The sequence below is a fragment of the Providencia sp. 2024EL-00732 genome (assembly GCF_044006275.1).
Classification (GTDB): Bacteria; Pseudomonadota; Gammaproteobacteria; order Enterobacterales; family Enterobacteriaceae; genus Providencia; species Providencia huashanensis.
Window position 1 is genome coordinate 99,820 of the sequence record NZ_JBIPDG010000006.1, and the last position, 23,384, is coordinate 123,203.

Annotated in this window: 34 protein-coding genes; 17 read left to right on the top strand and 17 right to left on the bottom strand. The window is 38.0% G+C overall.

The features are described from left to right. Positions 1 to 83 precede the first annotated feature (83 nt). The 4 genes from ACHB7C_RS11675 to ACHB7C_RS11690 form a co-directional block, all read right to left on the bottom strand. A complete protein-coding gene (locus ACHB7C_RS11675; protein ID WP_349486822.1) occupies positions 84 to 1,112 on the bottom strand; it encodes a terminase small subunit in 1,029 nt (342 codons plus the stop codon). A 133-nt stretch (positions 1,113 to 1,245) separates the two neighbouring features. Continuing rightward, positions 1,246 to 1,761, bottom strand: coding sequence for a lipocalin family protein (locus tag ACHB7C_RS11680; protein WP_219246812.1), 516 nt, complete (start codon positions 1,759 to 1,761; stop codon positions 1,246 to 1,248). 61 nt (positions 1,762 to 1,822) lie between these two features. Further along, positions 1,823 to 2,335, bottom strand: a complete 513-nt coding sequence (locus ACHB7C_RS11685; RefSeq protein ID WP_219246810.1) for a KilA-N domain-containing protein — start codon at positions 2,333 to 2,335, stop codon at positions 1,823 to 1,825. Between the two features lie 367 nt (positions 2,336 to 2,702). Then, positions 2,703 to 2,945 (bottom strand): hypothetical protein, encoded by a 243-nt coding sequence (locus ACHB7C_RS11690; RefSeq protein WP_349486821.1) that lies wholly within the window; start codon positions 2,943 to 2,945, stop codon positions 2,703 to 2,705. Between the two features lie 403 nt (positions 2,946 to 3,348). Between ACHB7C_RS11690 and ACHB7C_RS11695 the strand changes: the two genes are divergently transcribed. Beyond that, a complete protein-coding gene (locus ACHB7C_RS11695; protein WP_349486820.1) occupies positions 3,349 to 3,480 on the top strand; it encodes an entericidin A/B family lipoprotein in 132 nt (43 codons plus the stop codon). A gap of 269 nt (positions 3,481 to 3,749) precedes the next feature. On the opposite strand, the gene ACHB7C_RS11700 is transcribed toward ACHB7C_RS11695, so the two are convergent. From ACHB7C_RS11700 to ACHB7C_RS11720, 5 genes are all read right to left on the bottom strand, one after another. After that, positions 3,750 to 3,953, bottom strand: a complete 204-nt coding sequence (locus tag ACHB7C_RS11700; protein ID WP_395347378.1) for a crAss001_48 related protein — start codon at positions 3,951 to 3,953, stop codon at positions 3,750 to 3,752. Between the two features lie 590 nt (positions 3,954 to 4,543). Next, complete coding sequence (locus tag ACHB7C_RS11705) at positions 4,544 to 4,993, bottom strand: lysis protein (RefSeq protein WP_349486819.1); 450 nt, start codon at positions 4,991 to 4,993, stop codon at positions 4,544 to 4,546. A 20-nt stretch (positions 4,994 to 5,013) separates the two neighbouring features. Continuing rightward, positions 5,014 to 5,187 carry a hypothetical protein gene (locus ACHB7C_RS11710; protein ID WP_349486818.1) on the bottom strand — a complete coding sequence of 58 codons (174 nt, stop codon included), beginning with the start codon at positions 5,185 to 5,187 and terminating at the stop codon, positions 5,014 to 5,016. Beyond that, positions 5,169 to 5,639 (bottom strand): lysozyme, encoded by a 471-nt coding sequence (locus ACHB7C_RS11715; RefSeq protein WP_395347381.1) that lies wholly within the window; start codon positions 5,637 to 5,639, stop codon positions 5,169 to 5,171. Before ACHB7C_RS11715 ends, ACHB7C_RS11710 begins: the two co-directional genes overlap by 19 nt. Continuing rightward, a complete protein-coding gene (locus ACHB7C_RS11720) occupies positions 5,639 to 5,908 on the bottom strand; it encodes an HP1 family phage holin (protein WP_140187669.1) in 270 nt (89 codons plus the stop codon). The genes ACHB7C_RS11715 and ACHB7C_RS11720 overlap by 1 nt, the downstream gene beginning before the upstream one ends. Before the next feature lie 134 nt (positions 5,909 to 6,042). Between ACHB7C_RS11720 and ACHB7C_RS11725 the strand changes: the two genes are divergently transcribed. Next, positions 6,043 to 6,462, top strand: a complete 420-nt coding sequence (locus ACHB7C_RS11725) for a hypothetical protein (RefSeq protein ID WP_272663660.1) — start codon at positions 6,043 to 6,045, stop codon at positions 6,460 to 6,462. A gap of 73 nt (positions 6,463 to 6,535) precedes the next feature. On the opposite strand, the gene ACHB7C_RS11730 is transcribed toward ACHB7C_RS11725, so the two are convergent. The 3 genes from ACHB7C_RS11730 to ACHB7C_RS11740 are packed head-to-tail and all read right to left on the bottom strand — an operon-like array spanning position 6,536 to position 7,976. Then, positions 6,536 to 7,069: an antiterminator Q family protein gene (locus tag ACHB7C_RS11730; RefSeq protein WP_272663661.1), complete on the bottom strand. Its 534-nt coding sequence runs from the start codon at positions 7,067 to 7,069 to the stop codon at positions 6,536 to 6,538. After that, positions 7,057 to 7,371, bottom strand: coding sequence for a Ref family recombination enhancement nuclease (locus tag ACHB7C_RS11735; RefSeq protein ID WP_196718783.1), 315 nt, complete (start codon positions 7,369 to 7,371; stop codon positions 7,057 to 7,059). Before ACHB7C_RS11735 ends, ACHB7C_RS11730 begins: the two co-directional genes overlap by 13 nt. An 11-nt stretch (positions 7,372 to 7,382) precedes the next feature. Beyond that, positions 7,383 to 7,976: a DUF1367 family protein gene (locus tag ACHB7C_RS11740; protein WP_272663662.1), complete on the bottom strand. Its 594-nt coding sequence runs from the start codon at positions 7,974 to 7,976 to the stop codon at positions 7,383 to 7,385. Positions 7,977 to 8,438: 462 nt separating this feature from the next. Here ACHB7C_RS11740 and ACHB7C_RS11745 point away from each other — a divergent pair, with 462 nt between their 5' ends. From ACHB7C_RS11745 to ACHB7C_RS11755, 3 genes are read left to right on the top strand one after another with little or no spacing between them, the layout of a single operon-like run. Further along, positions 8,439 to 9,332 carry a pentapeptide repeat-containing protein gene (locus tag ACHB7C_RS11745; RefSeq protein WP_267722783.1) on the top strand — a complete coding sequence of 298 codons (894 nt, stop codon included), beginning with the start codon at positions 8,439 to 8,441 and terminating at the stop codon, positions 9,330 to 9,332. A gap of 1 nt (position 9,333) precedes the next feature. Further along, positions 9,334 to 9,969 (top strand): nucleotidyltransferase domain-containing protein, encoded by a 636-nt coding sequence (locus ACHB7C_RS11750; RefSeq protein ID WP_068445409.1) that lies wholly within the window; start codon positions 9,334 to 9,336, stop codon positions 9,967 to 9,969. Beyond that, entirely contained in the window at positions 9,962 to 10,267 is a 306-nt protein-coding gene (locus tag ACHB7C_RS11755) for a hypothetical protein (protein WP_068445411.1), read from the top strand. The genes ACHB7C_RS11750 and ACHB7C_RS11755 overlap by 8 nt, the downstream gene beginning before the upstream one ends. Positions 10,268 to 10,343: 76 nt before the next feature. On the opposite strand, the gene ACHB7C_RS11760 is transcribed toward ACHB7C_RS11755, so the two are convergent. The 5 genes from ACHB7C_RS11760 to ACHB7C_RS11780 all read right to left on the bottom strand — a co-directional run bounded on the left by ACHB7C_RS11760 (position 10,344) and on the right by ACHB7C_RS11780 (position 13,667). After that, positions 10,344 to 11,753 (bottom strand): DnaB-like helicase C-terminal domain-containing protein, encoded by a 1,410-nt coding sequence (locus ACHB7C_RS11760; protein ID WP_272663664.1) that lies wholly within the window; start codon positions 11,751 to 11,753, stop codon positions 10,344 to 10,346. Continuing rightward, complete coding sequence (locus ACHB7C_RS11765; protein ID WP_125892417.1) at positions 11,743 to 12,687, bottom strand: hypothetical protein; 945 nt, start codon at positions 12,685 to 12,687, stop codon at positions 11,743 to 11,745. The genes ACHB7C_RS11760 and ACHB7C_RS11765 overlap by 11 nt, the downstream gene beginning before the upstream one ends. 1 nt (position 12,688) lies before the next feature. Next, positions 12,689 to 12,913, bottom strand: a complete 225-nt coding sequence (locus ACHB7C_RS11770) for a hypothetical protein (protein ID WP_272663665.1) — start codon at positions 12,911 to 12,913, stop codon at positions 12,689 to 12,691. Between the two features lie 17 nt (positions 12,914 to 12,930). After that, the gene (locus tag ACHB7C_RS11775) at positions 12,931 to 13,386 is read right to left on the bottom strand and encodes a toxin YdaT family protein (RefSeq protein WP_110592086.1); all 456 of its coding nucleotides are present in this window, start codon (positions 13,384 to 13,386) and stop codon (positions 12,931 to 12,933) included. A gap of 71 nt (positions 13,387 to 13,457) precedes the next feature. Beyond that, entirely contained in the window at positions 13,458 to 13,667 is a 210-nt protein-coding gene (locus tag ACHB7C_RS11780; RefSeq protein ID WP_048607770.1) for a helix-turn-helix domain-containing protein, read from the bottom strand. Between the two features lie 104 nt (positions 13,668 to 13,771). Between ACHB7C_RS11780 and ACHB7C_RS11785 the strand changes: the two genes are divergently transcribed. The 12 genes from ACHB7C_RS11785 to ACHB7C_RS11840 all read left to right on the top strand — a co-directional run bounded on the left by ACHB7C_RS11785 (position 13,772) and on the right by ACHB7C_RS11840 (position 23,096). Beyond that, on the top strand, positions 13,772 to 14,464 hold the full coding sequence (locus ACHB7C_RS11785; RefSeq protein WP_048607772.1) for a helix-turn-helix transcriptional regulator: 693 nt from the start codon (positions 13,772 to 13,774) through the stop codon (positions 14,462 to 14,464). A 9-nt stretch (positions 14,465 to 14,473) separates the two neighbouring features. Then, positions 14,474 to 15,631, top strand: a complete 1,158-nt coding sequence (locus ACHB7C_RS11790) for a type I restriction endonuclease (RefSeq protein WP_110732076.1) — start codon at positions 14,474 to 14,476, stop codon at positions 15,629 to 15,631. Positions 15,632 to 16,185: 554 nt separating this feature from the next. Beyond that, complete coding sequence (locus ACHB7C_RS11795; protein WP_349491958.1) at positions 16,186 to 16,518, top strand: hypothetical protein; 333 nt, start codon at positions 16,186 to 16,188, stop codon at positions 16,516 to 16,518. Positions 16,519 to 16,530: 12 nt separating this feature from the next. Beyond that, a complete protein-coding gene (locus ACHB7C_RS11800) occupies positions 16,531 to 18,495 on the top strand; it encodes a hypothetical protein (RefSeq protein WP_395347392.1) in 1,965 nt (654 codons plus the stop codon). Beyond that, positions 18,495 to 18,995, top strand: coding sequence for a siphovirus Gp157 family protein (locus ACHB7C_RS11805; protein ID WP_222960451.1), 501 nt, complete (start codon positions 18,495 to 18,497; stop codon positions 18,993 to 18,995). The genes ACHB7C_RS11800 and ACHB7C_RS11805 overlap by 1 nt, the downstream gene beginning before the upstream one ends. 45 nt (positions 18,996 to 19,040) lie before the next feature. Next, complete coding sequence (locus ACHB7C_RS11810; protein ID WP_165568298.1) at positions 19,041 to 19,217, top strand: hypothetical protein; 177 nt, start codon at positions 19,041 to 19,043, stop codon at positions 19,215 to 19,217. Between the two features lie 22 nt (positions 19,218 to 19,239). Further along, complete coding sequence (locus tag ACHB7C_RS11815) at positions 19,240 to 19,470, top strand: hypothetical protein (protein WP_349491961.1); 231 nt, start codon at positions 19,240 to 19,242, stop codon at positions 19,468 to 19,470. Next, on the top strand, positions 19,470 to 20,054 hold the full coding sequence (locus tag ACHB7C_RS11820) for an HNH endonuclease signature motif containing protein (protein ID WP_395347395.1): 585 nt from the start codon (positions 19,470 to 19,472) through the stop codon (positions 20,052 to 20,054). The genes ACHB7C_RS11815 and ACHB7C_RS11820 overlap by 1 nt, the downstream gene beginning before the upstream one ends. Before the next feature lie 262 nt (positions 20,055 to 20,316). Continuing rightward, on the top strand, positions 20,317 to 20,523 hold the full coding sequence (locus tag ACHB7C_RS11825; protein WP_395347397.1) for a hypothetical protein: 207 nt from the start codon (positions 20,317 to 20,319) through the stop codon (positions 20,521 to 20,523). A gap of 44 nt (positions 20,524 to 20,567) precedes the next feature. After that, the gene (locus ACHB7C_RS11830) at positions 20,568 to 20,777 is read left to right on the top strand and encodes an excisionase (protein WP_068445436.1); all 210 of its coding nucleotides are present in this window, start codon (positions 20,568 to 20,570) and stop codon (positions 20,775 to 20,777) included. Then, positions 20,732 to 21,913, top strand: a complete 1,182-nt coding sequence (locus ACHB7C_RS11835) for an Arm DNA-binding domain-containing protein (protein WP_395347399.1) — start codon at positions 20,732 to 20,734, stop codon at positions 21,911 to 21,913. The genes ACHB7C_RS11830 and ACHB7C_RS11835 overlap by 46 nt, the downstream gene beginning before the upstream one ends. A gap of 262 nt (positions 21,914 to 22,175) precedes the next feature. Next, on the top strand, positions 22,176 to 23,096 hold the full coding sequence (locus tag ACHB7C_RS11840) for a hypothetical protein (protein ID WP_395347402.1): 921 nt from the start codon (positions 22,176 to 22,178) through the stop codon (positions 23,094 to 23,096). The last annotated feature ends 288 nt before the right edge of the window (positions 23,097 to 23,384 follow it).

Genomic DNA, 23,384 nt, shown 5'->3' on the forward strand with positions numbered 1-23,384 from the left:
AGGAAGAAGATTTAGACTTTTATCGGTTTGAGGTGACATTTTAGCTGAGTTGAAAAGCCGCAGGGCATGTAAGCACCATTATGTTAAATAAGGTCAACTTTCGATTTTTTTCTCAGCTGCATGAGTTGCTCAAAACTTAAGTGGCTTAGGTCGATTCCTGTTGATTGAATAGGGCCACCATCAGCCCCCGTTATCTCAGTCTTGTTCTTAACCATCCCTAAATGCTGTGCAACCATTTTCAGCGCATCGTCTTGATTACGAGTGATAACCTCGACACCAAACTTACCTTCTTTAACACCAGCAAACAAACGACGAGCGGCACCGGTTAAATCGCGTGTATCGTGAAAATGCGCACGACCAATACCAGCGCCATTACATCGAGGACAATCGGGATTAGGGTCTAATGTGTCATCGTAACCGTAGCCACCCACATCTTGCGGAGGTGGTTTACTTGCTGTCATGGCTTTTTTCACAGTATCATCATATTCAACCGCATCACGCCACTGATAATTGAAGCCAAAGCCCCAACAATGACGACAACATAATCGGCGATATTCAGTTAGTTCATTAACGTCTGCGGTCGCAATATCCCACCACATTTTTAATACGGCATCTTGGGTTATTTCGGTTCTGCGCTCTCGTTCTGCTAAAGCATCGGATATTGCCCGATTGACCTTAACATTTCTAAACATCCTACTCGCACTTACATATGCAGAATTACCTTCACACTTACCACCTGCTCTCTTGTATGCAGCCGTGCGGTTTAAGTCAATAAGATACTCATTGACGAATCTGAACTGCATATCGTTAAGCCCGTAATTGCGCAGGTTAAACGTACTTTCATCATAGTGCGCACTATCTTGTTCTCTACTCTGCGCAGTTGGTATTGCGCTATTACATATAGGCTCTTTTGCGCATTCTTTTTCGTGCGCAGTGCGCAATTTTTTGTGCGCAGTTTTTTGCGCAGATTGCGCAGCCGGCCTTTTAATATATCGCCTTGCTGTTGCGTAATTAAGTCCCTGGTCTTCACACCACTCTTTAGGGGATATTCCTGATTTAGCGTGTTCGGTGAGGAACTGTTGCTGTAGCGTCCCCCAATCCAGTTTAGCCATCGTCTTTATCTCCTTAGCCCATTAGAAAGTCTACTTGTAGGAATAAACTTTCTGATTAGCTATTTCCCTCAATAAAAAACCCGCACTTGACGGGTCATGCATTGACTTATTAAGTTTTCACAAGGAATAAATACTATTGAAATATCAATATTCTTTGCCTATCAAAACCATAGCTACTTGCAAAACTAAGGTATTCCTTTAATAACTCTGGTGGCATAGTTGGAGTACGCGATAGTACCCACAGATAATCTTTGTTAGGGCCAACAACTAATGAATATTGATAGTTATCATCGAGCTTAATAATATTATAACCGCCATAAAAAGGACCGAAGAATGAAACCTTCAAAGCCCCTACATCAGAAGATTCAACAAAGTAAGCTTTTCCGATACTTTCTTTCCATTTTTTATTCTCCGAATCCCATCCTTTGTTTACTACTTTTACGCCTCCATCATCACGAAGGGAATAATTAGCAGAGACCTTACTTAATCCTTTTTCAAATCGATTATCGATTCTAGCTACCTCATACCACTCCCCAAGATAACGAGACAAATCAAAATTCTTAACAGGTGAAATATCCTTTGGCACTTTAACACTGCAACCGTTAAGTAGCAGCATACTTAAAAACATTAATGTGGACTTTATCTGCATTGTAATCTCACTCAGAATTCGCTGATGAGATACTTTCGCATAAAAAAGGCTGCTGATCGACCTATTCAATATTCGGTAAGTACATCTGAGCTTCTTTCACTACTCGCTCTCTTGCGGTTAGTAGTAATTGCTTCCTACCACCAACTCCCCAGTTAGCCATTGTTCTTGCACAGCTACTTACATTTTTGGTTTCAGTGTTGATGACGTGATCTAACTTATTAAGCTTAGCCATAACATCCAAACCTTTCCTTGCTGCATCTTTGAATGTGTTGTAAACGAGAATTTCAAACTCAGGCTTTAACCAAGCAGCATATCTAATGACAACTAACTCTAAAGCCCATACTCCATGATTTAGCCCACCATTGATAACTTTAACCGCAGTGCAATTTTGCATTGCGCTTAATTTATCAACAAATGCCTTTATCTGCTTACTTCTCAAGAACTGGCTAGGGTTTTGATTTTCTCTTGCTTCCCCATTAATTACTGCTGAGGCATGCAAATCGTTCAAGCTGTATCTGCCTTCATTATCAACTCTGACGGATACTCCATTAACACTTACTCTTGGATAACTCATGATGTATTACCTTTCAAAAAAGAAACCTCAGTTCTCACAGAACAAGCCTGACCCGAGCACACCTATAACAGTCTGTCCTCTGAAGTCGCTTTTGTGAATGGTCTCGGGGGTTGTGATGTTTGCGTGTGAGATACGCTTTGAATAGAGATAAGCAATCGGTACGCACGGATTGAGGTTGCCCCCGATATGAGTACCTATTTTTATTTACTGATTTTATTGGGTTTATTTTTTGCAACCATCATCACGTATCACTACGTTACTTTTGTCACTTACGGCTTACCCGTCAGCAAGATATGGACCTCACTTAATTGCGAAGAAACCATTAAAAAGCCCCGCTATTGCGAGGCTCGTGGTGAATTCTTGTTATCTATTTAACATCTGATGGCATATCCCGCATTGATTTAGGAATTTCTCTTTCACCATACTCTTCAGCTATGGTCATTATTTCCTTATATGGGCGAGCATACGGACCAACTACAACAGTAATGTTTTTCCTTTCTGCCTCTTCAGGCGTTAACTTCATAGCTTCGACTGTCATTATCAAGGCTACTTTCAAAGCCGCACCTGTCCATGGTAAATATTTAATATCGTCCTCTTCACTACCTGCCATGACAACCTCCCTATATGCTACTCACTTACTAGAATCTACCCTGCAAAAAAGACTGATGCCTTGCCTAACCAGTTTGGTATGGCTATTGATGTTAATAACAAAAGAAAACCAACCACTAAGTATTGTAAAACATAAAGCATACGGATAAATAGCTCTTTTAATATCATAGAGTGTACCCTTTATTGCTAATGTGATTAATTTTACCAAAGTAGGCATTAATACCTAAAATATAGCAGCTCATTTTCATTTGTCAGATATCCCTAACCATACCAACCCCATACAGATATCATGGATTAATACTAATATTACAGCTCTATACTGATAAAAATGGTAATCAAATTGTTATGCTATAATTAAAAGTGATCTTTTGTAACTTATAACTTCACACTAAAAGGAAGAAAATATGTTGAAAAAAATCAGTTTCCTCATCTGCTCATTAGCGGTTGCTTTCACATTAACCGCCTGCAACACCACTAAAGGTGTTGGTGAAGACATAGAGGCTGGAGGAGAGTCAATACAAAGAGCAGCCCAGTAAAAAGCCTACTCTCTTACCTAACATACTAGAGGATAAGTTTATTTTGTCCTTCTAGTGTTTTCTTTAGCTTTTAACGAGGCTCATATTCGTATTTTCTTTTCCGTATTTGCTTACACTTAGTTCATATGAAAACTTTTTAAACCATCTATGCTGATAATGTGTTCAAACTATTGCTTCATTTTATTTTGCCCCTGAACAGGGGCTTTTCTTTGTTGTTACTGTGTATTTTCCATATTCCCCTTATAAAAAAACTCGTATGAGGCTGGCTATTATTTTCTATCATTTACTATATCTACTCTCATTTTTAATATGGATGATAGCGTCTTCATTGAACAAAGTTGTGACTCAAATAATCCTTTTTCGCTTTCTGGCAGCTTATTAAACGCTCTACTACGTATAAATTTGACTAAATATCTAATTCTTACATCTAAGAGTGCTGAATCATTTAGTAATTGTTGACTTCTGTTTTTCATACTACTTTCGTATAACCAATTACACTAATTATGAGTACTTAAAGAGTAGATATGAATCCAGATATTTCAAATTATTAATGACTGGTCATACCAAATTAAAGGCTAATGAGAGACTTATTCAATATCTGGCTACTAAAAAGCCCCCAAATGGAGGCTCATTGTTCACTTAATCGACTATCAATTTAAAATACTTAGAAATAATTTTGCATACTTTGAAATACCGATTATATTTAAAGAGATATTCAATTGTATAAAGCAACATCTTTTAGCCTACCGCTGTGTAGGCTTTTTTTAATTTCATCGCCTGTCGTTGTTGTTCAATTTTCCGCATTGCTTTCTTGTTAAGAATATATTTTACTATTTGATAAGAATTCCATCACAAAGAGAGCTGTATCAATATATATGTATACTTACCCCATTGCGCTCTTACTCATATCTATCCCTATCCTTATCTGCATCCTATTCATTATTAGTAAAGATAAAAAACAACCAGATATAACGACTCTTTTTTTTAAGTTTTCCATCTACTTATTAAGCGCCCTTACCTTCATAAGTTTAATTTTTTTTGCAAGAGCATTTACCGATTGGTATTAACGTAAACACTCCGTTCTAATGTAATCCTGCAATCCAAGTATCATTTGCTTAGACTCTGCAATTCGTTGTCTGAGTAACCAATAATTTCGGATAGCGGAGTCAGTAGGTCGGGCGGTAGTTGCATCATCCATGCCGGAGGGGGTAGTGCCCTCGGTTTTTTTACAACTTGCTTTGATGTACACCCGCTCAGGATTGCGCTCAGCAGTAATACGCAACTTATCAAGTTCATTCTTTGCATTAGCTAATTCCTGAGTATGTTTTGTATCGAGTTTATGAAGAGATTGGATACGTTCTTGATAATCTTCATTAATTTTGACTTGCTCTGTCAGCTCAACGAGTAGTTCGGCATTCTTGGTGTTTAGCTCACCTATCCTTTCATGTTGTTTCCACATTCCCCATATGGCCACCCATGCAGCGATAAATAATAATGCTCTAACTTTATTCATGGTAGTTACCATATAGAAGATTAAAAATTAACTTGCTGACCTTTGTAGTGTTCGATAGCTTTTTGGCAGCGCTTTTCTAAACTGGCTTTATCTATGCCGCATGTATTATCAGTGAGTCTGTAGGCACCAAATACAATTATTGATATCGAAAGCAGCATAAAGAAAATTACAACCACTATAGGTTTCCATGACATATAGCCGCCTCCGCGTCTCTGCGATTAACTAGCCCACGCCATACCTTGCCTCCAGCGTAAACCCATTTTTTAAGTTCTTCGCAAGCGCCGTATTGGTCACCTGCGTTTAGCTTTTTTAGCATTATTGACTTAGCGAATGCGCCGGTACCCACGTTAAAAGCGAATGAATAAAGTGCTGCTTTTGTATGTTCATCAACTGGAAATTTGACTAAGCGGTCGACCTGCAGTTTAGTTCTCATAAAATCAAGCTCTAACAGCTCGTTGCATTCTTCTTTGGTATAAATTTTATTGGGAACAATATCTTTCCCCGTGTGACCATAGCAGACCGTTAAAACCCCTCCCACATCTTCATACGGCTCATACCTAACACCTTCAAAATGTGCAATCACAGTTAAAGCAATAGCCGAAGCCCCTGCGCCAACAAGCACAATTAATTTTTGTTTGAGTGACATTAGATATCCTTAGGCGCTTTCGCCATAAGTTCGGCGGCTTTTCGTGCAGTGGCTGAGGGGTTTAGAGGGTCGGTTTTATTAACGAGTTCTTCAAATAAACGTGTTCGCTTTCTTTGTTCTCGTCGATTCATAAAAAAGGTAGCGAGACCTAAAAGGATGCTAAATGCCATCCCGATAATAAAGCCCCATTCATAAAGCGATAAGCTCGCGAAAAATGCTGTAAGCCCGGCACTACCGTAGGCTGCGTTGCTATATTTATCCATACGCATGATTTCACCCCCTACGGAGTGCCTGTATTTTATTTATTCAGTAAATGACGAACCAAGAACTAATAATTCCTGTTCTTTTGACAATCTCAATATAAAGACTTTAAATACCTATGAATTATAACTAAGGAAATCATATGAATAAAAAAGCTTTGTACTTCATAGGGGCAGCTATTGCTCTTAGTGGATGTAGTTATAAAAATGAATTTTCTGGCGTAGACAAATCTCACTGCGATACTATTTATAATGAATTTAAAACATCTTTTGATTCCGCAGATGCTTGTATTGATGAGAATTTATCTAAGCTGTATAACACAGGAACAAATCAGGAGCTTCTCGAAGTTATCTATTACAAATGCAGAAAAGATCTGAACACATCGAATAAAGCGTATCTACATTCTATCTATTGTAAGATGGCGCAGGATAATAACGAATCTTATTTTACAATAAATGAAAGTATTTCTGAGAAAACAGAATACGAGTATTTAAATAGGATAGAGCAAGATACAAAACACGAAATTCTTGAAAAAATAATGAAATACCGTTCTGAAAAATAAACAAAAAACCCAGCGCATTGGCTGGGTTAGTTGGTGAAGTTACTAAAATGGCAATTTACCTTTAAATAGTGGATCATTGGTTCAAATAAGTCAACATGTTCTTACTATTATTTTTCTTTTTCCACTCATTATTGCGTATTTTAAATGCATTATAGAGATGTGGGTAAATTAAATACTCGGCAGAACGGATGATTTCTTTTATCTCACGACGACATGTGGCCATTGAGGGTTTTCGATATTCAAGCGTGCGATTTCTGCGAACCATCTGGCGTGGTTGTGCAATACCATAATAATAACGAGCAATGGCACGGTCGGAACTCACAAAGGCATAACGTAATAACAATAACGTGAATGCGACTCGGTCTATATGATAAATTTTATCGACCACCTTGGTAATTAACATTCCGTCGTCGTCATTACACATTTCCCTTTCTGGATAATCACGCTTTTCCACAGTGGCCATAAATTCAGCGATGATACTGCTTTGACGTTTCTCTAATCTACCGCTGTAAACCCAAGCACCAAACTTGGATAGCCAACCTTGTAACCAAGCTTCTTGCTCTGCATCGAGTACAAGACCATCAGAAATACTTTTTATACTCGACATGCTCGCAGCTCCATGACTTCTCTTTTGGTTTGCTCCAATAACTCGATTTCGGTACCGTGAATTTCCTGCCATGTTTTAGGGGCCGCATGAAAACCAGTATCATAACTAGGCCGGTGATGAGGTGGACATAGAGGTAAAACATCTTTATGGCTCGCTCGCTGCGCCATTCCCTGCCCCGTTCTTACATGATGGATTTCCGCGGGGCTTGCTCCATACCCCATATTTCGGCAGCAAATGCAGCCAAGCTCTGCTACATCTGATAGCCACTGTTTATCTTCTTTGGTCTTTGATTTTTTGGTCATTGGTCTTGCCTCTAGGTAAAATCTAATAGCTGAGCAGCCGCATTTTCAGCAGCTTCTTGGGTGGGAAATTTACGGAATAGAATGAAGTTCCAAAGCACATCGAGAGTGGATTTGTAGAGTTCGCCAAAGGATAGGTCATCCATTTTGGCAAAGCTGATTGATTTAGCGACGCGGCGTAGACTGCCGTCTGGCATTTCAAAGGTTTCATAATTGCCAGATTGCTCTACCACCCAATAGCGGAAAGCATCAAAGGATTTGGTTGTTGATATATTGTGAGCGCGTTTCTGTGCTATCTCATCGAGATAAACATCAACAGCAGATTGGAGGGCATCATCGTTATCGGTGTAGTAAGCGAGGAATTTAACGTAACCACGAACCAATTCTTTTTCTTCAGGCGAAATGGTACCGCCGGTTGGTTCCCAGTATTCATATCCGAGGTTAAGTAATGCGAAGTATTTACGGTGGAATCGTGGGTTGCGGGCTTTCTTGAAATCAGCCGAAAGCACATCACCACACTTGATTTTGGAATGCAAAAAATCCCTTGCCGCCGGATTAGCCGGTACAAGAGTGTCGTTAGACATTTTGATAAAGCTATGCTGTGCCATACATTTCTCTCAGTAGACACAGCAAGTGTTAAGATTGGGTGTTCAGACCAATTTGTATTATAGTAAACTAAATACCTTTGTATTGCTAATCTTAACTTATATATCTTAGGCACAAATATCACACAATCAAGTACTAACATATATATTATAGCTACTAATTTGTTTGTTGATTTATAAAACGCAATAAAAAAGCCCTATAAATTTGACGAAAAAACCAAATTCAGTGACTACTAAAAGCTTCAAAGCAATATCTCCACCTAGAACTAATAGAGAATCCTCAACTCCCCCACATCAAGAACATATCTAATGCTAATAAAAAGTTAGATTTAATCATAGAAGTAGTTATTATTTATTTAAAAATACTATCCATGTGTTGCTTCTTCAAATTGGAGAGTAGAGCCTATATTGTTTAATAAAAACAAATCAATTATAATTTACAAAACCATTCAATTTAAATTAATTATGAAAAAAAAATTACAACAACTTTTTTCAACAAAAAAAGAAAATAACAACAAAATGTCAACTTCCCCCTATGATGAGCTAGAAAATAGCGGTAAAGTTAAGATAACTGATAAAAAGTTCTCCAAAAAAGAAATAAATGATAAATGCTTTCAAAATACTTTATTCGAAAGATTAGTAGCCAAGGGTGTACACTTTAAAGGGGTAGACTTTAGTTATTCTACATTTGATGTGGCATACCTACGAAAATGTAGTTTCGATGACTGTAAATTTATTGGCTGTCGATTTGTTAATTGTAATTTATCTGGTTCTAGCTTTTCTAGTTGTGATTTTCGATATAGCATTTTTGAAAAAACAAATATAGATAACGATATTTTCGCAAGGAATTGTCCTAGCGAATTAAACCTATTACTAGCCTTCGCAAGAACATTAAGGTTAAACTATCAACATATTGGAGATACTGAATCAGCCAATAAGGCAATTAATATTGAGCTTGACGCCACTGAACAACACTTAAAAAACTCTTGGAAATCAAATGATAAGTATTATAGAACAAAATATACAGGACTTAGCCGTGTTAAAATGTTTTTTAAGTGGCTTAATTTTAGGCTACTAGATTTTATTTGGGGAAATGGTGAATCCATTTTAAAGTTAATTCGAACTGTAGTCATATTTATTACCCTAGCTGGTTTTTATCACTCCAGTGTATATACAACAGAACCTAATTCATGTATCAATAATTATTTCAACTCACTTTTAACGATTCCGAAACTGCTATTTGGAATAACTTCCGATGTTAAATACTCTGATACATACTTAACTATTTTATCCATCTTTAGATTTATTATGTTTGGATTATTTATGTCAGTCCTTATAAAAAGACTAGGACGTCGATAATATGTATATATATATTTTTGGTTCTGTTTGTCGTGGAGATATTGATTTCAATTCCGACGTTGACCTTTTACTTATTACAGATAAAAAAAGTGATAATATAAACCCTCAAAAATATTCTATTTACTCTTCTAGGAGGATCCACAAACTCTGGGAAACTGGTAGTCCATTTGCTTGGCATTTATATTTAGAATCAAAAATGATATACTCAATCAACAATGAGGACTTCTTAAAGAACCTTGGAGAACCCAAAAAATACTCTAATGTATTAAGTGATTGTTTGAAATTTTATGATATTTTTTGCGATGCCAGAAATGCTCTAGAACTTTCTCAGGAATCTGATATTTTTGAACTTTCAAATATATTTTTAGCAATTAGAAACTTTGCAATATGTTACTCTTTACATTCAGACGGAAAGCCTAATTTTTCTAGAAATGCAGCCTTAAGGTTAGAGAAAAACAAATTAAATATAGAATTAGATAGTTACAAAATTTTTGAAAAGGCTAGGATACTATGTACTAGAGGGCAAGGAAGTATAATAGATAAAGATGGTATTGAACTTGCCAAATCTAGTATAACCGCAATAGATACTTGGATGAAAAATATCATAGAATTACTAAATGAGGTGTATAATGTCTGAATTTAAAAATAGAATTATCATGCAAAGAGATATTATTAAATTAATTAATTCATCAATTAAAGTTAAAGAGCCAATTTTGAGCTTAACAAATGACTCTATTAAGCGTTGGTCATCACAGAATGGTATAAATGAGAATGAAAATATAATCTCATTACTGCTATCTATCTCTAACAAATTAGGATTTTTAGCAAATAAGAGCCAAGAACAATTATCTGATGATTATACTAACCTATCCTCATCTATAAGTGAAAAAAAGAATATTTTAGAAAAAGAAATTATTAGATATAAAAATAAATAAACAAATAACATGCTTGATAAAATGTCATGTTTTATCAAGCATGTTACTGTTCAATTTAGAATTAATATCCTTTATGTTAAAAATTTTTATTTAATTTATCTGAATACACCCTTCTTTTATCCAGTACCTTAAACAACAGCCTTTCTGCCTCACTTTGACTAATATTTTTGATGTACGAATCCACCAGCTGCCCATAAGCCGTTCCGGTATTTCCATCACGATTTAAACGAAGAATAATTTCCATCAGCGATTTATCTGCATTGTTGTTATAAACCGCATCACGGTATAAACCTATCCAAACATCACAATCTTGCTCAATTTGTCCTGTATCTCGGCTATCTGCAGGTGTTGGTCGTTTATCTGCTCGTTCTTCCAGTTTTCGGTTAAGCTGGGTAAGTAACAAGACCACACAATCCATTTCCTTAGCTAAGTTTTTTAAACCCGTTGTAATGTCACCGTAGGCAATATCGCGGCGTTCTGCTGGGGCGGCTTTGATTAATGTCAGGTAATCCACAGCAATGAGCCCAATTTTCCCTTTAACCCTTTTTACCTTTCGACACTCAGCAATAATATGGTGCAAATCAACACCAGGAGTGCTATCGATATACATATTGGATTCTGCAATTTCTTCAGCTCTTGCTAATGCACGCGCCATTTCCATATCATCATGTGCGCCGGTATAGAATATATCTGCTGAAACACCGCCTTCTTGAGCTATCATGCGCTCAATGATCCCTCGGTCAGTCATTTCAAGGCTGAATAACAGCGTGGGTAACCGGTGATTTAAAGCGAAATGAGTCGCTACACGGTTGTAGAACGCGGTTTTTCCCATTTTAGGTCTAGCACCCACAACAATTAGAGATCCTCTTAGCGCTTGTTTGGGAGCCATTAAATCATCAAGTGATTCGATACCTAACGTAAAACCAGCTGCATTCGTCGGATCATCAAAACGCCTTTCAACTTCCTCAACCCAGTCTCCTACAACATCACGAGCAGGTCTAAGGCCTTTACTCTTACCTGTTTTAGCGTGTTCAATAATACTTGAAACCACTTGCTGGACGTTAGCCAGTTTATTATTGACTTCAAGACCATCATTGGCCATCAACATTTCAACGCAGGTATTGAGATTATTAATTGCATAACGCTGTATAGCTTTGTCACGAATGATCCGTGCATAATTCACTATGTTTGCTGCCGTGGGTAACATACAAAGTTCAGCAACATAGGCAAAACCACCAACGTTGTCTAAATCACCATTCGCTGTTAGCGCATCGCTCACTGTAATTACATCAGTAGGCTGGTTAGTTTTGATTAGTTTTACGATTTCCGAAAAAATTCGGTTGTGCGCCCATTGATAAAATGACTCTGGTTTTATCAGTGAAATAACTCGCTGACGTTTATCTTCGTCAGTGCTAATCATAAGGCCACCTAGCACAGCTTGCTCAGCTTCAGCGCTATTGGGTGGAACAAAGAGATTATTTGTCATTAGCGCGTTCCTCCTTGACGGCAACATAACAACGCTCAGTGGCTAAATAATCCAAATTTTTACGCCGCCATGTACCACCACGCCCATTATCACGATCCTCCATCATCCACCGGCAATGTATTGCGATATACGATAAATAATTTACCCAACGCTCTTGATTGAATTTAAATTTAATCCAAAAGTTTTTGATTTTACGCTTACGCTCATCAGTCAACACTTTGATAGCTGGCATATCAGGTAAAATTTCGTGATATGAATCGATAATTTTTTCATAATTTAATTTAATTTTTGGCGATGGTTTGTTGTCGTCAGGTTCACCTGACGTACCATTAATAATCTCTGTAGTAGTCTCTGTAGTAATCTCTGTATTTGTCTCACGTTTAGAAGTGGGGGCTATCACTTCTGTATGTGGGGGCTGTTCCGTTTCAACGTACCCCCTATCACGTTTAGAAGTGAGACCTGTCACAGAAACAGGCTCTATTTTTGTTTGATTATCAATCAATGGAATAGAGTTTGTTATTTCATGAATACATTCAACAACTGGCTCAATAAATACCACATTGTTGCACGGTCCACTTACTGTATTGATGGTGCGAAATTCGAGTGTAATAACACCTTTTGCCTTCAGCCGTTTTATCGCTTCGGTGACTTCCCGTTTTGTAAAACCAAATTGATCCGCAAATGATTGATAGCTACGTTGCAACTTATCGCTTTGAAACCGCTTGCGCCACCCTTGAAGTTCGCCAGTAAACTCGTCTCGAATTTCTGCTGGACGGTACCAATAAATAATTTCCGAAAGCAATATGATCCCAATATTATCCGGCTTGCCACTTGGCATTTTGATGTGATGCCACCAGTTCGCGGGGATCACATTACCAGTTATGTTCATACGCCCTATTTGATTAACGGTTTCTGTCATCAATGAATTATTCACCTTACACCCCCAGTGCACGTGCAATATCACGGCAAGCATTCTGATATTGCTCTGGCGTCAATTTCTTTAAAAGTAGCTTTTGTTTTTGTTGTTCGTACTGCATGCCAATATTGAGCGCTATCGCCCTTCTTCCCTCGAAAATATCTTCGATTTGTTTTCTGTCTGCCGGCTTTCCATTCAATAAAAAACCATTGCAATAGGTAATCAATTCAGTCGTTCTTAGCATTGGTCTTGCCTCTTGAATTAGTGCACGCTGGTCGGGCGTGATATTGCATTTAGTGCGGTAATAGCGCTATTGATGTTCCGTGACATGTCACGCCCCTCTAATAAAATTTCGGTCATAGCTTCTGCAAATCGCTGTATGGCCACTGATGCTAAATAGTTTTTCGTGTCGCCTCGCACTCGAGCTAACCTCGAAGCTGGCAACGCCATCTCAATTGCAGGCATCAGCTCTGCTAATTTCTTCATCGATGCGTTCGAATCACCTCGTAGCCAGCGAAATATCTGCTGTCGGTTATTGTTAATCGCTTTCCAATCCGCTTGACCTCGTTCATCTTCAATCACATGTAAGCGGCTCTGTGACTTGTCTCGTGTGATCTGCAAATACGCACGGCTTATCTCAATTGCTACGTGCTCTTGACCATGTTCTGTCGCCCAGCTCTCGATTTCAGAGCGGACAATATCGATATCAAAACTCATCTCTGCGTCTCCTGTCGCAAAATTGATTATGAATAATCAGTTTTTTAAATTTCTTGTTGATATATTCGCTTTCATACAACTCTCTCATTGCCATTGATGAGCCACGTTGGGTCACAATTTAAAACCTTCGCAATTTCAACAATAAACCGAGGTCTTTTAATAAGACCTGATTCGATTTGCTGAATTGATTGCTGTTTTAGCCCAACTCTGTCTGCAAGTTCTGACTGAGTTAAATGGAGCTCTATACGACGAGTCTTAACTCGTTCAGATAACGTTCCCATCCTCACCTCCTTTTACAATATTTCTTGTATTTAAAAACAAATTAGTTTGTTTGTCAATTACAGGTTTTCTTGTAATTATCCTCTAGAGTTATAAAGGGGTTTATATGTCAATTTCTGAACGCGTAAAAAATAAAAGAATTCTTCTCGGCCTCACTCAAACAGAGTTAGCCGAAACCGTTGGCACTACACAGCAGTCAATAGAGCAATTAGAAAGCGGAAAAACAAAACGTCCTCGCTTTTTGCCCGAACTTGCAGCTGCCTTAAGGTGTTCTGTTAGCTGGTTGGTTACAGGAGAAGAAGACAAGAACGATACCCTACCTCCTGAAAATGAATGGGGAGGGATAAAGTCTTGGGATAATAAAACGCCTTTGGATTACGATGAAGTAGAAGTGCCATTCTATAAAGATATTGAATTTGCTTGTGGTACCGGCGGTAGTATTGATGTGGATTACAACGGTTTTAAATTAAGGTTTGCCAAATCAACACTACGCAAGATTGGTGCCCCTACTGATGGCTCAACAATTATTTGTTTTCCAGCAAGTGGCGATAGTATGGAGCCGGTAATACCAGACGGTTCTGCTATTGCCATTGATGTATCTAATAAAAAAATTATTGATGGAAAAGTTTACGCTATCGATCAAGATGGCTTGAAACGTTTAAAAATGCTTTATCGAAAACCAGGTGGAAAACTTATTATTCGCAGTTATAACCGTGAAGAATACGACGATGAAGAGGCTGATGAAAACAGCGTAATGATTATTGGCAGAATGTTTTGGTATTCTGTTCTTGATTACTAAGGTAACCCTATGGAAAATTTCAAGTTAAAGCTTAAAAATCATGTGGATCATGTAAAACAAGTTGGGCAACATTGCTCAACAGAGGAGACAACTAAACAGGCATTAATCTTGCCTTTCCTTGATATCCTCGGCTTTAGCCCTTATGACCCTCAAAAAGTCAAAGCAGAATACGGTGCTGACTTCCCTGGTGTAAAAGCAAATGAACGTGTTGACTATGCTCTATTCTGTCAAGATGTCCCCGTTATGTTTATCGAAGCCAAATGCTATTTTGAAAAATTAGATAACCATTGTCCTCAGCTTTCTAGATATTTTAACTCGACTCCTGAAGTTACAATCTCAGCAATAACCAATGGGCTAGAGTGGCGTTTTTTCACTGATTTAAAACAAAAAAATGTTATGGACCCTACTCCATTCTTACGCATTAGAATGGATGAGATTAGTGATTCAGACGCAAGCCAATTATTCCGTTTTAGGCATGATAAATTCAAACCTGAAGCATTAAGAACGTTAGCTGAAGAGAGCGTATATTTATCTGCTTTCACTAAAACCATTAGTTCAAGCCTAAGAGATGTTGATAGTGAATTTGTTCGCTATGTCGCTAGCCGCTCTAATGTTGAAAGACAATTAAATCAGCGTTTTATTGACTCTATTACACCACTAGTAAAACAAGCCGTTGAGCGTTCTGTTAGTGCGATGGTGGTTTCAGGCTTATCTGGTAAATTTACTTACGGTGAAGAGCCTGTTGAAGCGGCGGCAGAGGAAACTCAAGAGTCTAATGAATTAAAAGATATTATCGATCCCGATAATCCAAACATTATTACCACAACGACTGAATTAACTTTATTTGAAAAAATAAAGCAGATCACTGGATGTGATGAAATTGAATATAAAGATACTGAGTCTTACTTCGGTGTCCTATATCAAGGTAAGGTTAATCGTTGGATAGTTAGATTCTACGATAAGAAAAATAGCGCTTATATCATGGTTCCTATAGAGATTACTGATCTGCTAGGTAATGAAATAAAGCGTGCAGGTTTAGAATTAACGAATAACCGAATCACCATTCAATCCCCTGAAGATATATTAAGAATAACAGGCATCATTCTTGACTCGTTTGAATATGTAAAAAATGATGAAAACTTCAGAAAAAAGTCAGCTAATGAATAAGTTATAATTTATCTATATCCGCCCTTGTTCAATAAAGCACAAGGGTTTTTTGTATGTTCTCTATACTTTCCCCCTCATGTTTTGTTCTCAGTTTAAAGCTCCCTATAACCCATTTGTAGTATTTCCTACTATTTAAACCGTGACCATCTCCCTGTTTTCACAAAATTAAACAAAATAAATCATCCTATAAAAACAATAAATTACAATTAAAATCACGATAGAATACAATTTAATACAAATTTAATTGTTTACATTCATACAAGATACCTTGTATATTACAAATATCGAAACAAACACAGCAAGTGTTTAGATAAGTGTTCAGACTTAAATATTAGCCCACACCAGGGAAACAGTTAGACTAAAGCTTGAGGCAAGACCAGACAGCTCGGAAAGACGAGTATTGATTTGCTGACGTAAAAAAACCCACCGAAGTGGGTTCCTTTACCTCGGGTCGCCGACCAAAGCTAACCGAGAGTTCTACTAGCGCGACCAAACGCTAGAAGAGGCAAGACCAATGATAAATCACTGATCACAGTTATTTTAAAGGAGCTGCTATGAAAGCACAACCTAAAACCCTAAGTGTCACCCTTTACATCCATGCACAGAAGCAACCTGATGGTTCATATCAATTCAACGCCTATGCATTTAAGTCTGATGTGAAATCAGGGTTAGGCTTTGTTATTGCTGAACACGTTACTGAAATTCCTTTTACAGAACCAACCAATGCAGAACTTGTTCAGTTAGAAATCAATGCACTCAAAGCTGAGCAAAGCAAAATTCTTGCTGATGCTCAGGTGAAATCAAGCTTACTGGAAGACCAGATCCAGATGTTGCTCTGTTTGGAAGGCAAACCCATTTCTAAAACTGACGAACAAATCCCTTATTAAGAGGCAAGACCAATGACAACTTTTATCTGTGTATTTGAGCCTACAACCGAGGCTCGAACCAATGGCGCTGTACCTTTAACAATTGCTTTCAATGCAGCTAATACCAAAATTGCGGCAGCAACAGCAATGATTAAGCTATCGGAAGCTTACCCTGATTCCATGGATAACTTTAATATCGATGAGCCGATTATTTGTGAGGATGCTGTCGGTTCCCCTCGCCCTGCGCTCGATCAGTTCGATGAAAAATTTGCTGTTGAAAATGAATTTGACGGCGAAAAATGGCAACCCATTAAATATAAAGAATTTAAAAAGCTGGCCACTAAACCTCGCGTAGCTGCTTTACTACTATTTGGTAAAACTCAAATAACGGATCAAGAATTCACTTATACATTGAACCATCTTAGTGAAAGTAAAGCTGCTCCTAAAATTCGTAATATCGCCACTGGCCTTGCTGAAATTACCAAAGTTTCATTGATGGATGCTGAAGCCACGATGGAAATTGCACAGGCGGTTTATGAGCATGCTGACGATAATGTCACCATCGAAGATGCTAAGGCGCTTGGTGAAAGTTGGTTAACCGAGGAACCTGAACTTCCTCCCGTTGAGGACGAGCCTGTCCTTAAACGTGATTATGCCGCTCTTGACCTCGAAATTGCCCTCGCTCTCATGGACGTTAAACCAAGCGATGCAAAAAGCGCAGATATTCGCAAAGCAAAAAAACTTATCAGCGCTGAAGATAAAGCATGGAAGCGTTTATCAATGGATTTACGCACATTCCCTAGCGTGCTAGATATCCCTCGCGAGAACATCTTTGCACTAGTGGCTGAGGCACGCGAAAAGCCCGAACTATTTGATGATGCAAATGCCCGTAAAGCGTTTATTGATTCAAAACTTGGTGCCAATAACCCTAAAGTAACCTCACTCGGTAGTGGCCGTTTTGCAGTTGATAATTTAGATGCTAAGCCAGCTAATGATGAAACGCCCGAAGTACCAGTCAAAACGGAAAAACCAAAGCGCACCAACAAGAAAAAAGACACACTGGCTAAAGTAGAAAAAGAACCAGCTGTGATTGAGATACCTGTTATTTCTGCGCCAATTGCCACTGAACAAGATGATTTTGAACAACGTGCAGCGGTACTTGATGAGGTGCTTAATAGCGGTAATACAAACCACCTTAATATTTGGAAGCAAGTACAACGTACTGATTCACGCTTTACCAAACCACTTGATGGCATGGGCTTTGTTGGTACCAGTATCAACAGCACCTATATGTTTATGCGTGCGACTGAAATATTTGGTCCAATAGGTGAAGGCTGGGGTTATGAAATCATTGAAGAAAAAATGATTGATGGAAAGCCCCTTGTCGAGCCCGTACTCGATGCTCACCATAAACAAGTCGCAATGAGGTTCCTGCGTGATGGGGATGGAACATTACTCTTTGAACAAAATCACTCAATCAAGATACGCTTTTGGTACATCATCGAAGGCGAAACTCGTGGTGAGTTTGAGAGCTACGGTGCCACACCTTATCGCTATCAGACCAAGCAAGGAATAAGAACGGACAGTGAAGTGATAAAAAAATCACTCACCGATTCAATCAAAAAAGCACTTTCCATGCTGGGCTTTAGCTCTGACGTATTTATGGGAATGCATGATAACCCTGAATATGTGGCGAGTAATAAGCTCGAGTACGAAATCAAAGCCGCTAGCGATAACGCTGAAGATGCTACCCGCATTCGCAAAGAGCTAGACGAGAAGTTCACGCGACACACTGAAACGATGCGCAGTGCGGTGACGCCAAACGAATTACGGGGTATCACATCCACCCTCACCCGTGAAATTTCAACGCATGCCAAGTTGGCCAAACAACGTGGCGACAGTGAATATGAAAAATATTTAAACGGCCGTCTACGCCGACTAAATGAAATTGAAAAAGAGTGTTTAGACCAACTGAAACAAAAAGAAGAGGCAATGTAATGACCAAGACAACTGCTATTGCAATGGCTGCTGACTACAGCAAATTACAACAACTCGTCGAAACAGGTGAATTCACCGCAGAAGATGTTGCCGATACACTTCAGGGTATTGAAGGTGAACTAGGCGATAAACTCGATGCAATTATGCTTCACGCTCGTAATTTAGAGGGGCAAGCCAAAACACTGGATGAGGAATCTAAACGTTTGGCTGACCGTAAAAAATCATTCGAAAACCAAGTTAAGAACCTGAAAAAATATGCATTGGATTGCCTATTAACATCAGGCAAAGACAAGTTAAAAACCACTAAAAATACTTTTACTGCTCGCGCCGGTGTTGTGCGTGTCATCATCGATAATGAGGCTGCTTTGCCCGATGAATTGGTAGATGTTCAGACCATTACCGCCCCTGACAAGAAACGCATTAAAGAAGCGATTGAAAACGGTATTGAAATACCTGGTGCTCACCTAGAAGTCGGTGACCGTTCATTAATGGTTCGTTAATCAATATAGCGCCCAGTAATGGGTGCATTATCAGGAGATATCTTTATGGCCATGAAATTAGAAGTCATCATTACTCACGATGAAACTAACAATAAATGCAGCGTTGAATGGTCAACGGCCGCAACCGAGAACGTGACTCAACAAGAAAAACAAACCCTGACTCAAATACAAAAAGCAGTAATGATCCAGTTTGACTGCCCTGTTAACACCGTCATGCATTAGCGTGACATGTCACGGAATATTGATGATGAAAAATAATTTAGAAGATTTACACAACCACTTGTTTGCTCAGTTAGAACGCTTATCCGATGAAGACCTGAAAGATAACGAACTTAAAGACGAAATAAATCGTGCTAAAGCATTATCAGCAGTTGCGTCACAAATAATTAGCAATGGGCAATTGGCCATTAATGTTCAGCGTTTAACTTATAACGATATCGTACAGAAACCACCAAAGTATTTAGAGGTAAAGTAATGAAGTGCTTTGTTTATAGCGAGAAAATGCGTGATTGGATGCGACTGAATTATATGTTACGCCTAGACCTCCTCACGGACGCTTTTAATCACAAATTTAAAACTGAACGTTCGCGCGAAGCAATTAATGGCTTTCGCAAAAGATTAAGGCTCCGCGTTGGTCGTTCTGGTAAATTTTCTAAGGGTAATGTTCCTTTTAACAAAGGTAAAAAGGGACTAATTTCTGGAAATAGCGGCTCTTTTCAAAAAGGACACAAACCACATAATCATCAACAGATTGGGGCTGAGGCGCTGACTAAAGATGGCTATATAAAAGTGAAAATTGCCGAGCCAAATAAATGGGAGTTAAAACACCGGCTTGTGTGGGAGGAACATAACGGTCCTGTTCCACAAGACCACGTTATTAAATTCATTGATGATGATAAGCAGAATTGTGATATCGATAACTTAATGATTATCACAATGAAAGAGCATGCAATTATTAATCGACATTATTCAGGAGCTACCGCGGAACATAAACAAGCAACTGTTCAACTGGCCAGAATTAAATTAGCTATTTCTAGCCGAACTAAAAAGACCAAATAGAGGCAAGGCCAATGCTAAGACACGAACATCAAAAAGACCAGGAAGTAAAAATCACCCTACCTGATGGATCGTACGGTTTTATCTCAACAGATAGACGTTGCAAGGTTTCTTATGACTTTCCGGCGAATGTCAAAATTGAAATACAGCCTACAGTAACCGCACAACAAAGGGGGATTGGCAATCTAATTGATTAAGCATAATCAGTTTTCTTCTGCATTTTTTCTTACTGTGGTGGTTTATTCAAAACCAATGGATAACCACCATGAAACAACCACAATTAACCCCTTGGACACCCGAGGAGCAATTATTAACTGAGTTTGATATTAAGTTAGGCAAGCTAGCTGCCAGTGTAAAAAACAGACCATGTACTGAAGCTGATATCAAGCATGCCTGCAACATTGCTGACCAACTTATTTTATTAATGATGAGGCAAGACCAAGATGAAACAAAATATCACAGAAGGCTATGATTTATTTCGCCGCGACATTAAACAAGCGGACATAGGAGGAAGTTATGTTATATGAATGTTTGCCTATTTCCGCATACTGCAATATGTACGGAGAAACACCAGAGTCCATTAATAAGCGCATACAGAGGCAATATTGGATAGTCGGTGTACATGTTTTAAAAGTTGAAGGTTCAAAAGAACGTTGGATTGATATTGCTGAGGTGAATAAGTGGGCGCGAAAAAACAAACAGGCTACGCACTACCAAGAGGGGTGACCGTTCGTAACAACAAAACCAGCCAAACTATTGTTATCACGTTTACTTATAGAGGGGCGCTCTGTAGAGAGCCTCTCTCTAGACTAACCGTCGATAATAAAAACATTAAATACGCTGAAAGGTTGCTCGCTGAGATTCAAAATAACATTGAAAAAGGCACTTTTAATTACGCTAAATACTTTCCTAACTCTAAAAAATTAATGCTTTTTGGCGTTAATAATCGAGAGAAAAGAGTAATTGATTATTTAGAGGAATATTTAGTTATTTGTGAAACTCGAAATTTATCGCCCTCAACGATTGGCGGTTATAAAAAATGCAAAAGCGCCTTGTCTGATTTGCACCAATTACATGTTTCATCACTAACACCAGCAATACTAAAAAACTGGATACAAAAGCAAACGACAGTATTAAAAACCATCCGTAATCAGCTCTCTTTCTTGCGTAGCTCGCTAGATGAAGCTATTACCGATGGGATTGTATCAATTAATCCTGTGAGCCTTGTATCTGCTTCAAGGTATCAATCAAATAACAGTGGCAATGAAAGCAGTTATATTGTTGACCCATTGTCACCTAAAGAAGTCTCTGCCCTACTCGCTGCGGCAAGATATGAGCAATGGAAAAATTTATTTCAGTTTGCCATTAATACAGGGTTAAGAAGTTCTGAATTATGCGCACTAAGATGGAGTGATATCGATTTCATAGAAAATACTGCACACGTGCAATCGGCCAGCGTCGTCGGTGTTATTAAGAAAACCAAAACTAAAGCCGGTACTAGAAAGGTAGAATTAAATAGTGAGGCCATGAACGCCCTAAATGACCAAAAACAATTCACGTTCATGAAAGATAGTGTAATTTTCGAAGACCCGAAAACAAATAAGGCCTGGGCAGGCGCTGATGCGATCAGAAAAAAAGCATGGGTACCAACTCTGAAAAAGGCTGGTATCCGATACCGCAATCCTTACCAAACGAGACATACCTTTGCCACTAGGCATATAAGCCAAGGTGCTAACCTTTTTTGGCTAGCAGGACAAATGGGGCATAAAGGGCCTGAAATGTTGTTTAGGCATTATGGGGGTTATCTTAAGGAGTATGATGGGGGTACGGTGAATAATATGTCTCAAATATCTTTAAGCTAGGATTTATTTAAATTGAATCAAATTTCAAATAACAGTCAGCTTTGTATTTAATAAAATTATTTCATCAAAAACCGCCTCTTCACGGTATACTTCAGTTCAAATCAGTGTAGTTATCACAATAAAAGCAAATGTACTCAGTTATATATGGGAAGGCATTAATTAATTTGAAGATAATCATGTTGTTAATGAGAATACATACGATTAACCTATACAGGTAGATGAAAATAAAACCTAATAATAGTTTTGTGCTAAGGATAATATTGTGAAACGTCATGAACTTTGGCGAAATGAATATCGTCAGCATCGGTATATGGAACACTTATCTGATGATGAATTACAAACAAGAACTAAAGATATCATATCAAACATGTCTACCCTTACCCCTAAAGGTCAAATTGGTCTTCATGACATCAATGATACTGGCATATTTTGGATGATTAAATGGACTCATATAGTAGAAGAGTTTGGATTACGGTATGGCCCCTATCCTAATGGTTTTACTTCTGGCTTTTTGAAAGATGTTCCTATCGTTAATCCTACTTACCCAGAAATACCCGCATCAAAGAAAATAATAGATCAAGTTGATGGACTAAAGGAAGGATATGTATATAAATTTGGAAAAAGTACACACTTAATGCCAATGTTTAAGTATGGACGAATTAGAATTTCGCCTGCATCATTCTATAATGACCCTTCATTAAACAAGGCAATACAAGATGATGAGCTTTCTTTTTCTGTTAGTAGAAAATCTGAGCAGGTAATCATTAAAGATAATGATAATAACGACATACCGACATATGGCAATGTTATATTCCATCTTAAGTCGAATACCAATTACTACGTTCATTGCTTTGCTAATAAATATACTTTTAGAGAATTTGACGATTTTGAAGCAGACTCCTGTATTATTATTTCTAACCCAAGAATTTTATTTCAAAAGATGATGAAAGCCTGTCATAAAAAAATCTCTGATTACACAGGGTTCGTATCTCCCGTCAAATATTTAGATCCACTGATATGTGATCCACAAGATGTTAATATATTATTTTCCAAGCATTTTAGATACTCATATCAAAATGAAGTAAGAGCAATATGGGTACCTCCATCACCAATACAAGATTTAGAACCACTATATATAGAGATAGGATGTATGGATAAATATGCAAAAATTATTCATCTTTAATAACATATGTAACGGCATAAACTAGAGATCCTATTCTAATGAATATTTAATATAATAGCCTTCGGGATCCCTACACCATGACCTCCATGTGCACGTCTAGTGCACATGATTGAAGCCTCTTTAAAATACCCTTTCATAATCAACAAATTAAAAAAATACGGACTCGGGTTCAACTCCCGCCAGCTCCACCAAATTAGTATTCGAATACATTCGTAATTATTCGAAAACACCTTAAAAAGCCTTAATTCATAACGAGTTAAGGCTTTTTTATTATACGTTTATATTCGT

What these genes read in the sequence shown, in the direction of transcription:
- ACHB7C_RS11675 (WP_349486822.1), bottom strand. Translation starts at nt 1,112, where the DNA reads ATGGCTAAACTGGATTGGGGGACGCTACAGCAACAGTTCCTCACCGAA.
- ACHB7C_RS11680 (WP_219246812.1), bottom strand. Translation starts at nt 1,761, where the DNA reads ATGCAGATAAAGTCCACATTAATGTTTTTAAGTATGCTGCTACTTAAC.
- ACHB7C_RS11685 (WP_219246810.1), bottom strand. Translation starts at nt 2,335, where the DNA reads ATGAGTTATCCAAGAGTAAGTGTTAATGGAGTATCCGTCAGAGTTGAT.
- ACHB7C_RS11690 (WP_349486821.1), bottom strand. Translation starts at nt 2,945, where the DNA reads ATGGCAGGTAGTGAAGAGGACGATATTAAATATTTACCATGGACAGGT.
- ACHB7C_RS11695 (WP_349486820.1), top strand. Translation starts at nt 3,349, where the DNA reads ATGTTGAAAAAAATCAGTTTCCTCATCTGCTCATTAGCGGTTGCTTTC.
- ACHB7C_RS11700 (WP_395347378.1), bottom strand. Translation starts at nt 3,953, where the DNA reads ATGAAAAACAGAAGTCAACAATTACTAAATGATTCAGCACTCTTAGAT.
- ACHB7C_RS11705 (WP_349486819.1), bottom strand. Translation starts at nt 4,993, where the DNA reads ATGAATAAAGTTAGAGCATTATTATTTATCGCTGCATGGGTGGCCATA.
- ACHB7C_RS11710 (WP_349486818.1), bottom strand. Translation starts at nt 5,187, where the DNA reads ATGTCATGGAAACCTATAGTGGTTGTAATTTTCTTTATGCTGCTTTCG.
- ACHB7C_RS11715 (WP_395347381.1), bottom strand. Translation starts at nt 5,639, where the DNA reads ATGTCACTCAAACAAAAATTAATTGTGCTTGTTGGCGCAGGGGCTTCG.
- ACHB7C_RS11720 (WP_140187669.1), bottom strand. Translation starts at nt 5,908, where the DNA reads ATGCGTATGGATAAATATAGCAACGCAGCCTACGGTAGTGCCGGGCTT.
- ACHB7C_RS11725 (WP_272663660.1), top strand. Translation starts at nt 6,043, where the DNA reads ATGAATAAAAAAGCTTTGTACTTCATAGGGGCAGCTATTGCTCTTAGT.
- ACHB7C_RS11730 (WP_272663661.1), bottom strand. Translation starts at nt 7,069, where the DNA reads ATGTCGAGTATAAAAAGTATTTCTGATGGTCTTGTACTCGATGCAGAG.
- ACHB7C_RS11735 (WP_196718783.1), bottom strand. Translation starts at nt 7,371, where the DNA reads ATGACCAAAAAATCAAAGACCAAAGAAGATAAACAGTGGCTATCAGAT.
- ACHB7C_RS11740 (WP_272663662.1), bottom strand. Translation starts at nt 7,976, where the DNA reads ATGGCACAGCATAGCTTTATCAAAATGTCTAACGACACTCTTGTACCG.
- ACHB7C_RS11745 (WP_267722783.1), top strand. Translation starts at nt 8,439, where the DNA reads ATGAAAAAAAAATTACAACAACTTTTTTCAACAAAAAAAGAAAATAAC.
- ACHB7C_RS11750 (WP_068445409.1), top strand. Translation starts at nt 9,334, where the DNA reads ATGTATATATATATTTTTGGTTCTGTTTGTCGTGGAGATATTGATTTC.
- ACHB7C_RS11755 (WP_068445411.1), top strand. Translation starts at nt 9,962, where the DNA reads ATGTCTGAATTTAAAAATAGAATTATCATGCAAAGAGATATTATTAAA.
- ACHB7C_RS11760 (WP_272663664.1), bottom strand. Translation starts at nt 11,753, where the DNA reads ATGACAAATAATCTCTTTGTTCCACCCAATAGCGCTGAAGCTGAGCAA.
- ACHB7C_RS11770 (WP_272663665.1), bottom strand. Translation starts at nt 12,913, where the DNA reads ATGCTAAGAACGACTGAATTGATTACCTATTGCAATGGTTTTTTATTG.
- ACHB7C_RS11775 (WP_110592086.1), bottom strand. Translation starts at nt 13,386, where the DNA reads ATGAGTTTTGATATCGATATTGTCCGCTCTGAAATCGAGAGCTGGGCG.
- ACHB7C_RS11780 (WP_048607770.1), bottom strand. Translation starts at nt 13,667, where the DNA reads ATGGGAACGTTATCTGAACGAGTTAAGACTCGTCGTATAGAGCTCCAT.
- ACHB7C_RS11785 (WP_048607772.1), top strand. Translation starts at nt 13,772, where the DNA reads ATGTCAATTTCTGAACGCGTAAAAAATAAAAGAATTCTTCTCGGCCTC.
- ACHB7C_RS11790 (WP_110732076.1), top strand. Translation starts at nt 14,474, where the DNA reads ATGGAAAATTTCAAGTTAAAGCTTAAAAATCATGTGGATCATGTAAAA.
- ACHB7C_RS11795 (WP_349491958.1), top strand. Translation starts at nt 16,186, where the DNA reads ATGAAAGCACAACCTAAAACCCTAAGTGTCACCCTTTACATCCATGCA.
- ACHB7C_RS11800 (WP_395347392.1), top strand. Translation starts at nt 16,531, where the DNA reads ATGACAACTTTTATCTGTGTATTTGAGCCTACAACCGAGGCTCGAACC.
- ACHB7C_RS11805 (WP_222960451.1), top strand. Translation starts at nt 18,495, where the DNA reads ATGACCAAGACAACTGCTATTGCAATGGCTGCTGACTACAGCAAATTA.
- ACHB7C_RS11810 (WP_165568298.1), top strand. Translation starts at nt 19,041, where the DNA reads ATGGCCATGAAATTAGAAGTCATCATTACTCACGATGAAACTAACAAT.
- ACHB7C_RS11815 (WP_349491961.1), top strand. Translation starts at nt 19,240, where the DNA reads ATGATGAAAAATAATTTAGAAGATTTACACAACCACTTGTTTGCTCAG.
- ACHB7C_RS11820 (WP_395347395.1), top strand. Translation starts at nt 19,470, where the DNA reads ATGAAGTGCTTTGTTTATAGCGAGAAAATGCGTGATTGGATGCGACTG.
- ACHB7C_RS11825 (WP_395347397.1), top strand. Translation starts at nt 20,317, where the DNA reads ATGAAACAACCACAATTAACCCCTTGGACACCCGAGGAGCAATTATTA.
- ACHB7C_RS11830 (WP_068445436.1), top strand. Translation starts at nt 20,568, where the DNA reads ATGTTATATGAATGTTTGCCTATTTCCGCATACTGCAATATGTACGGA.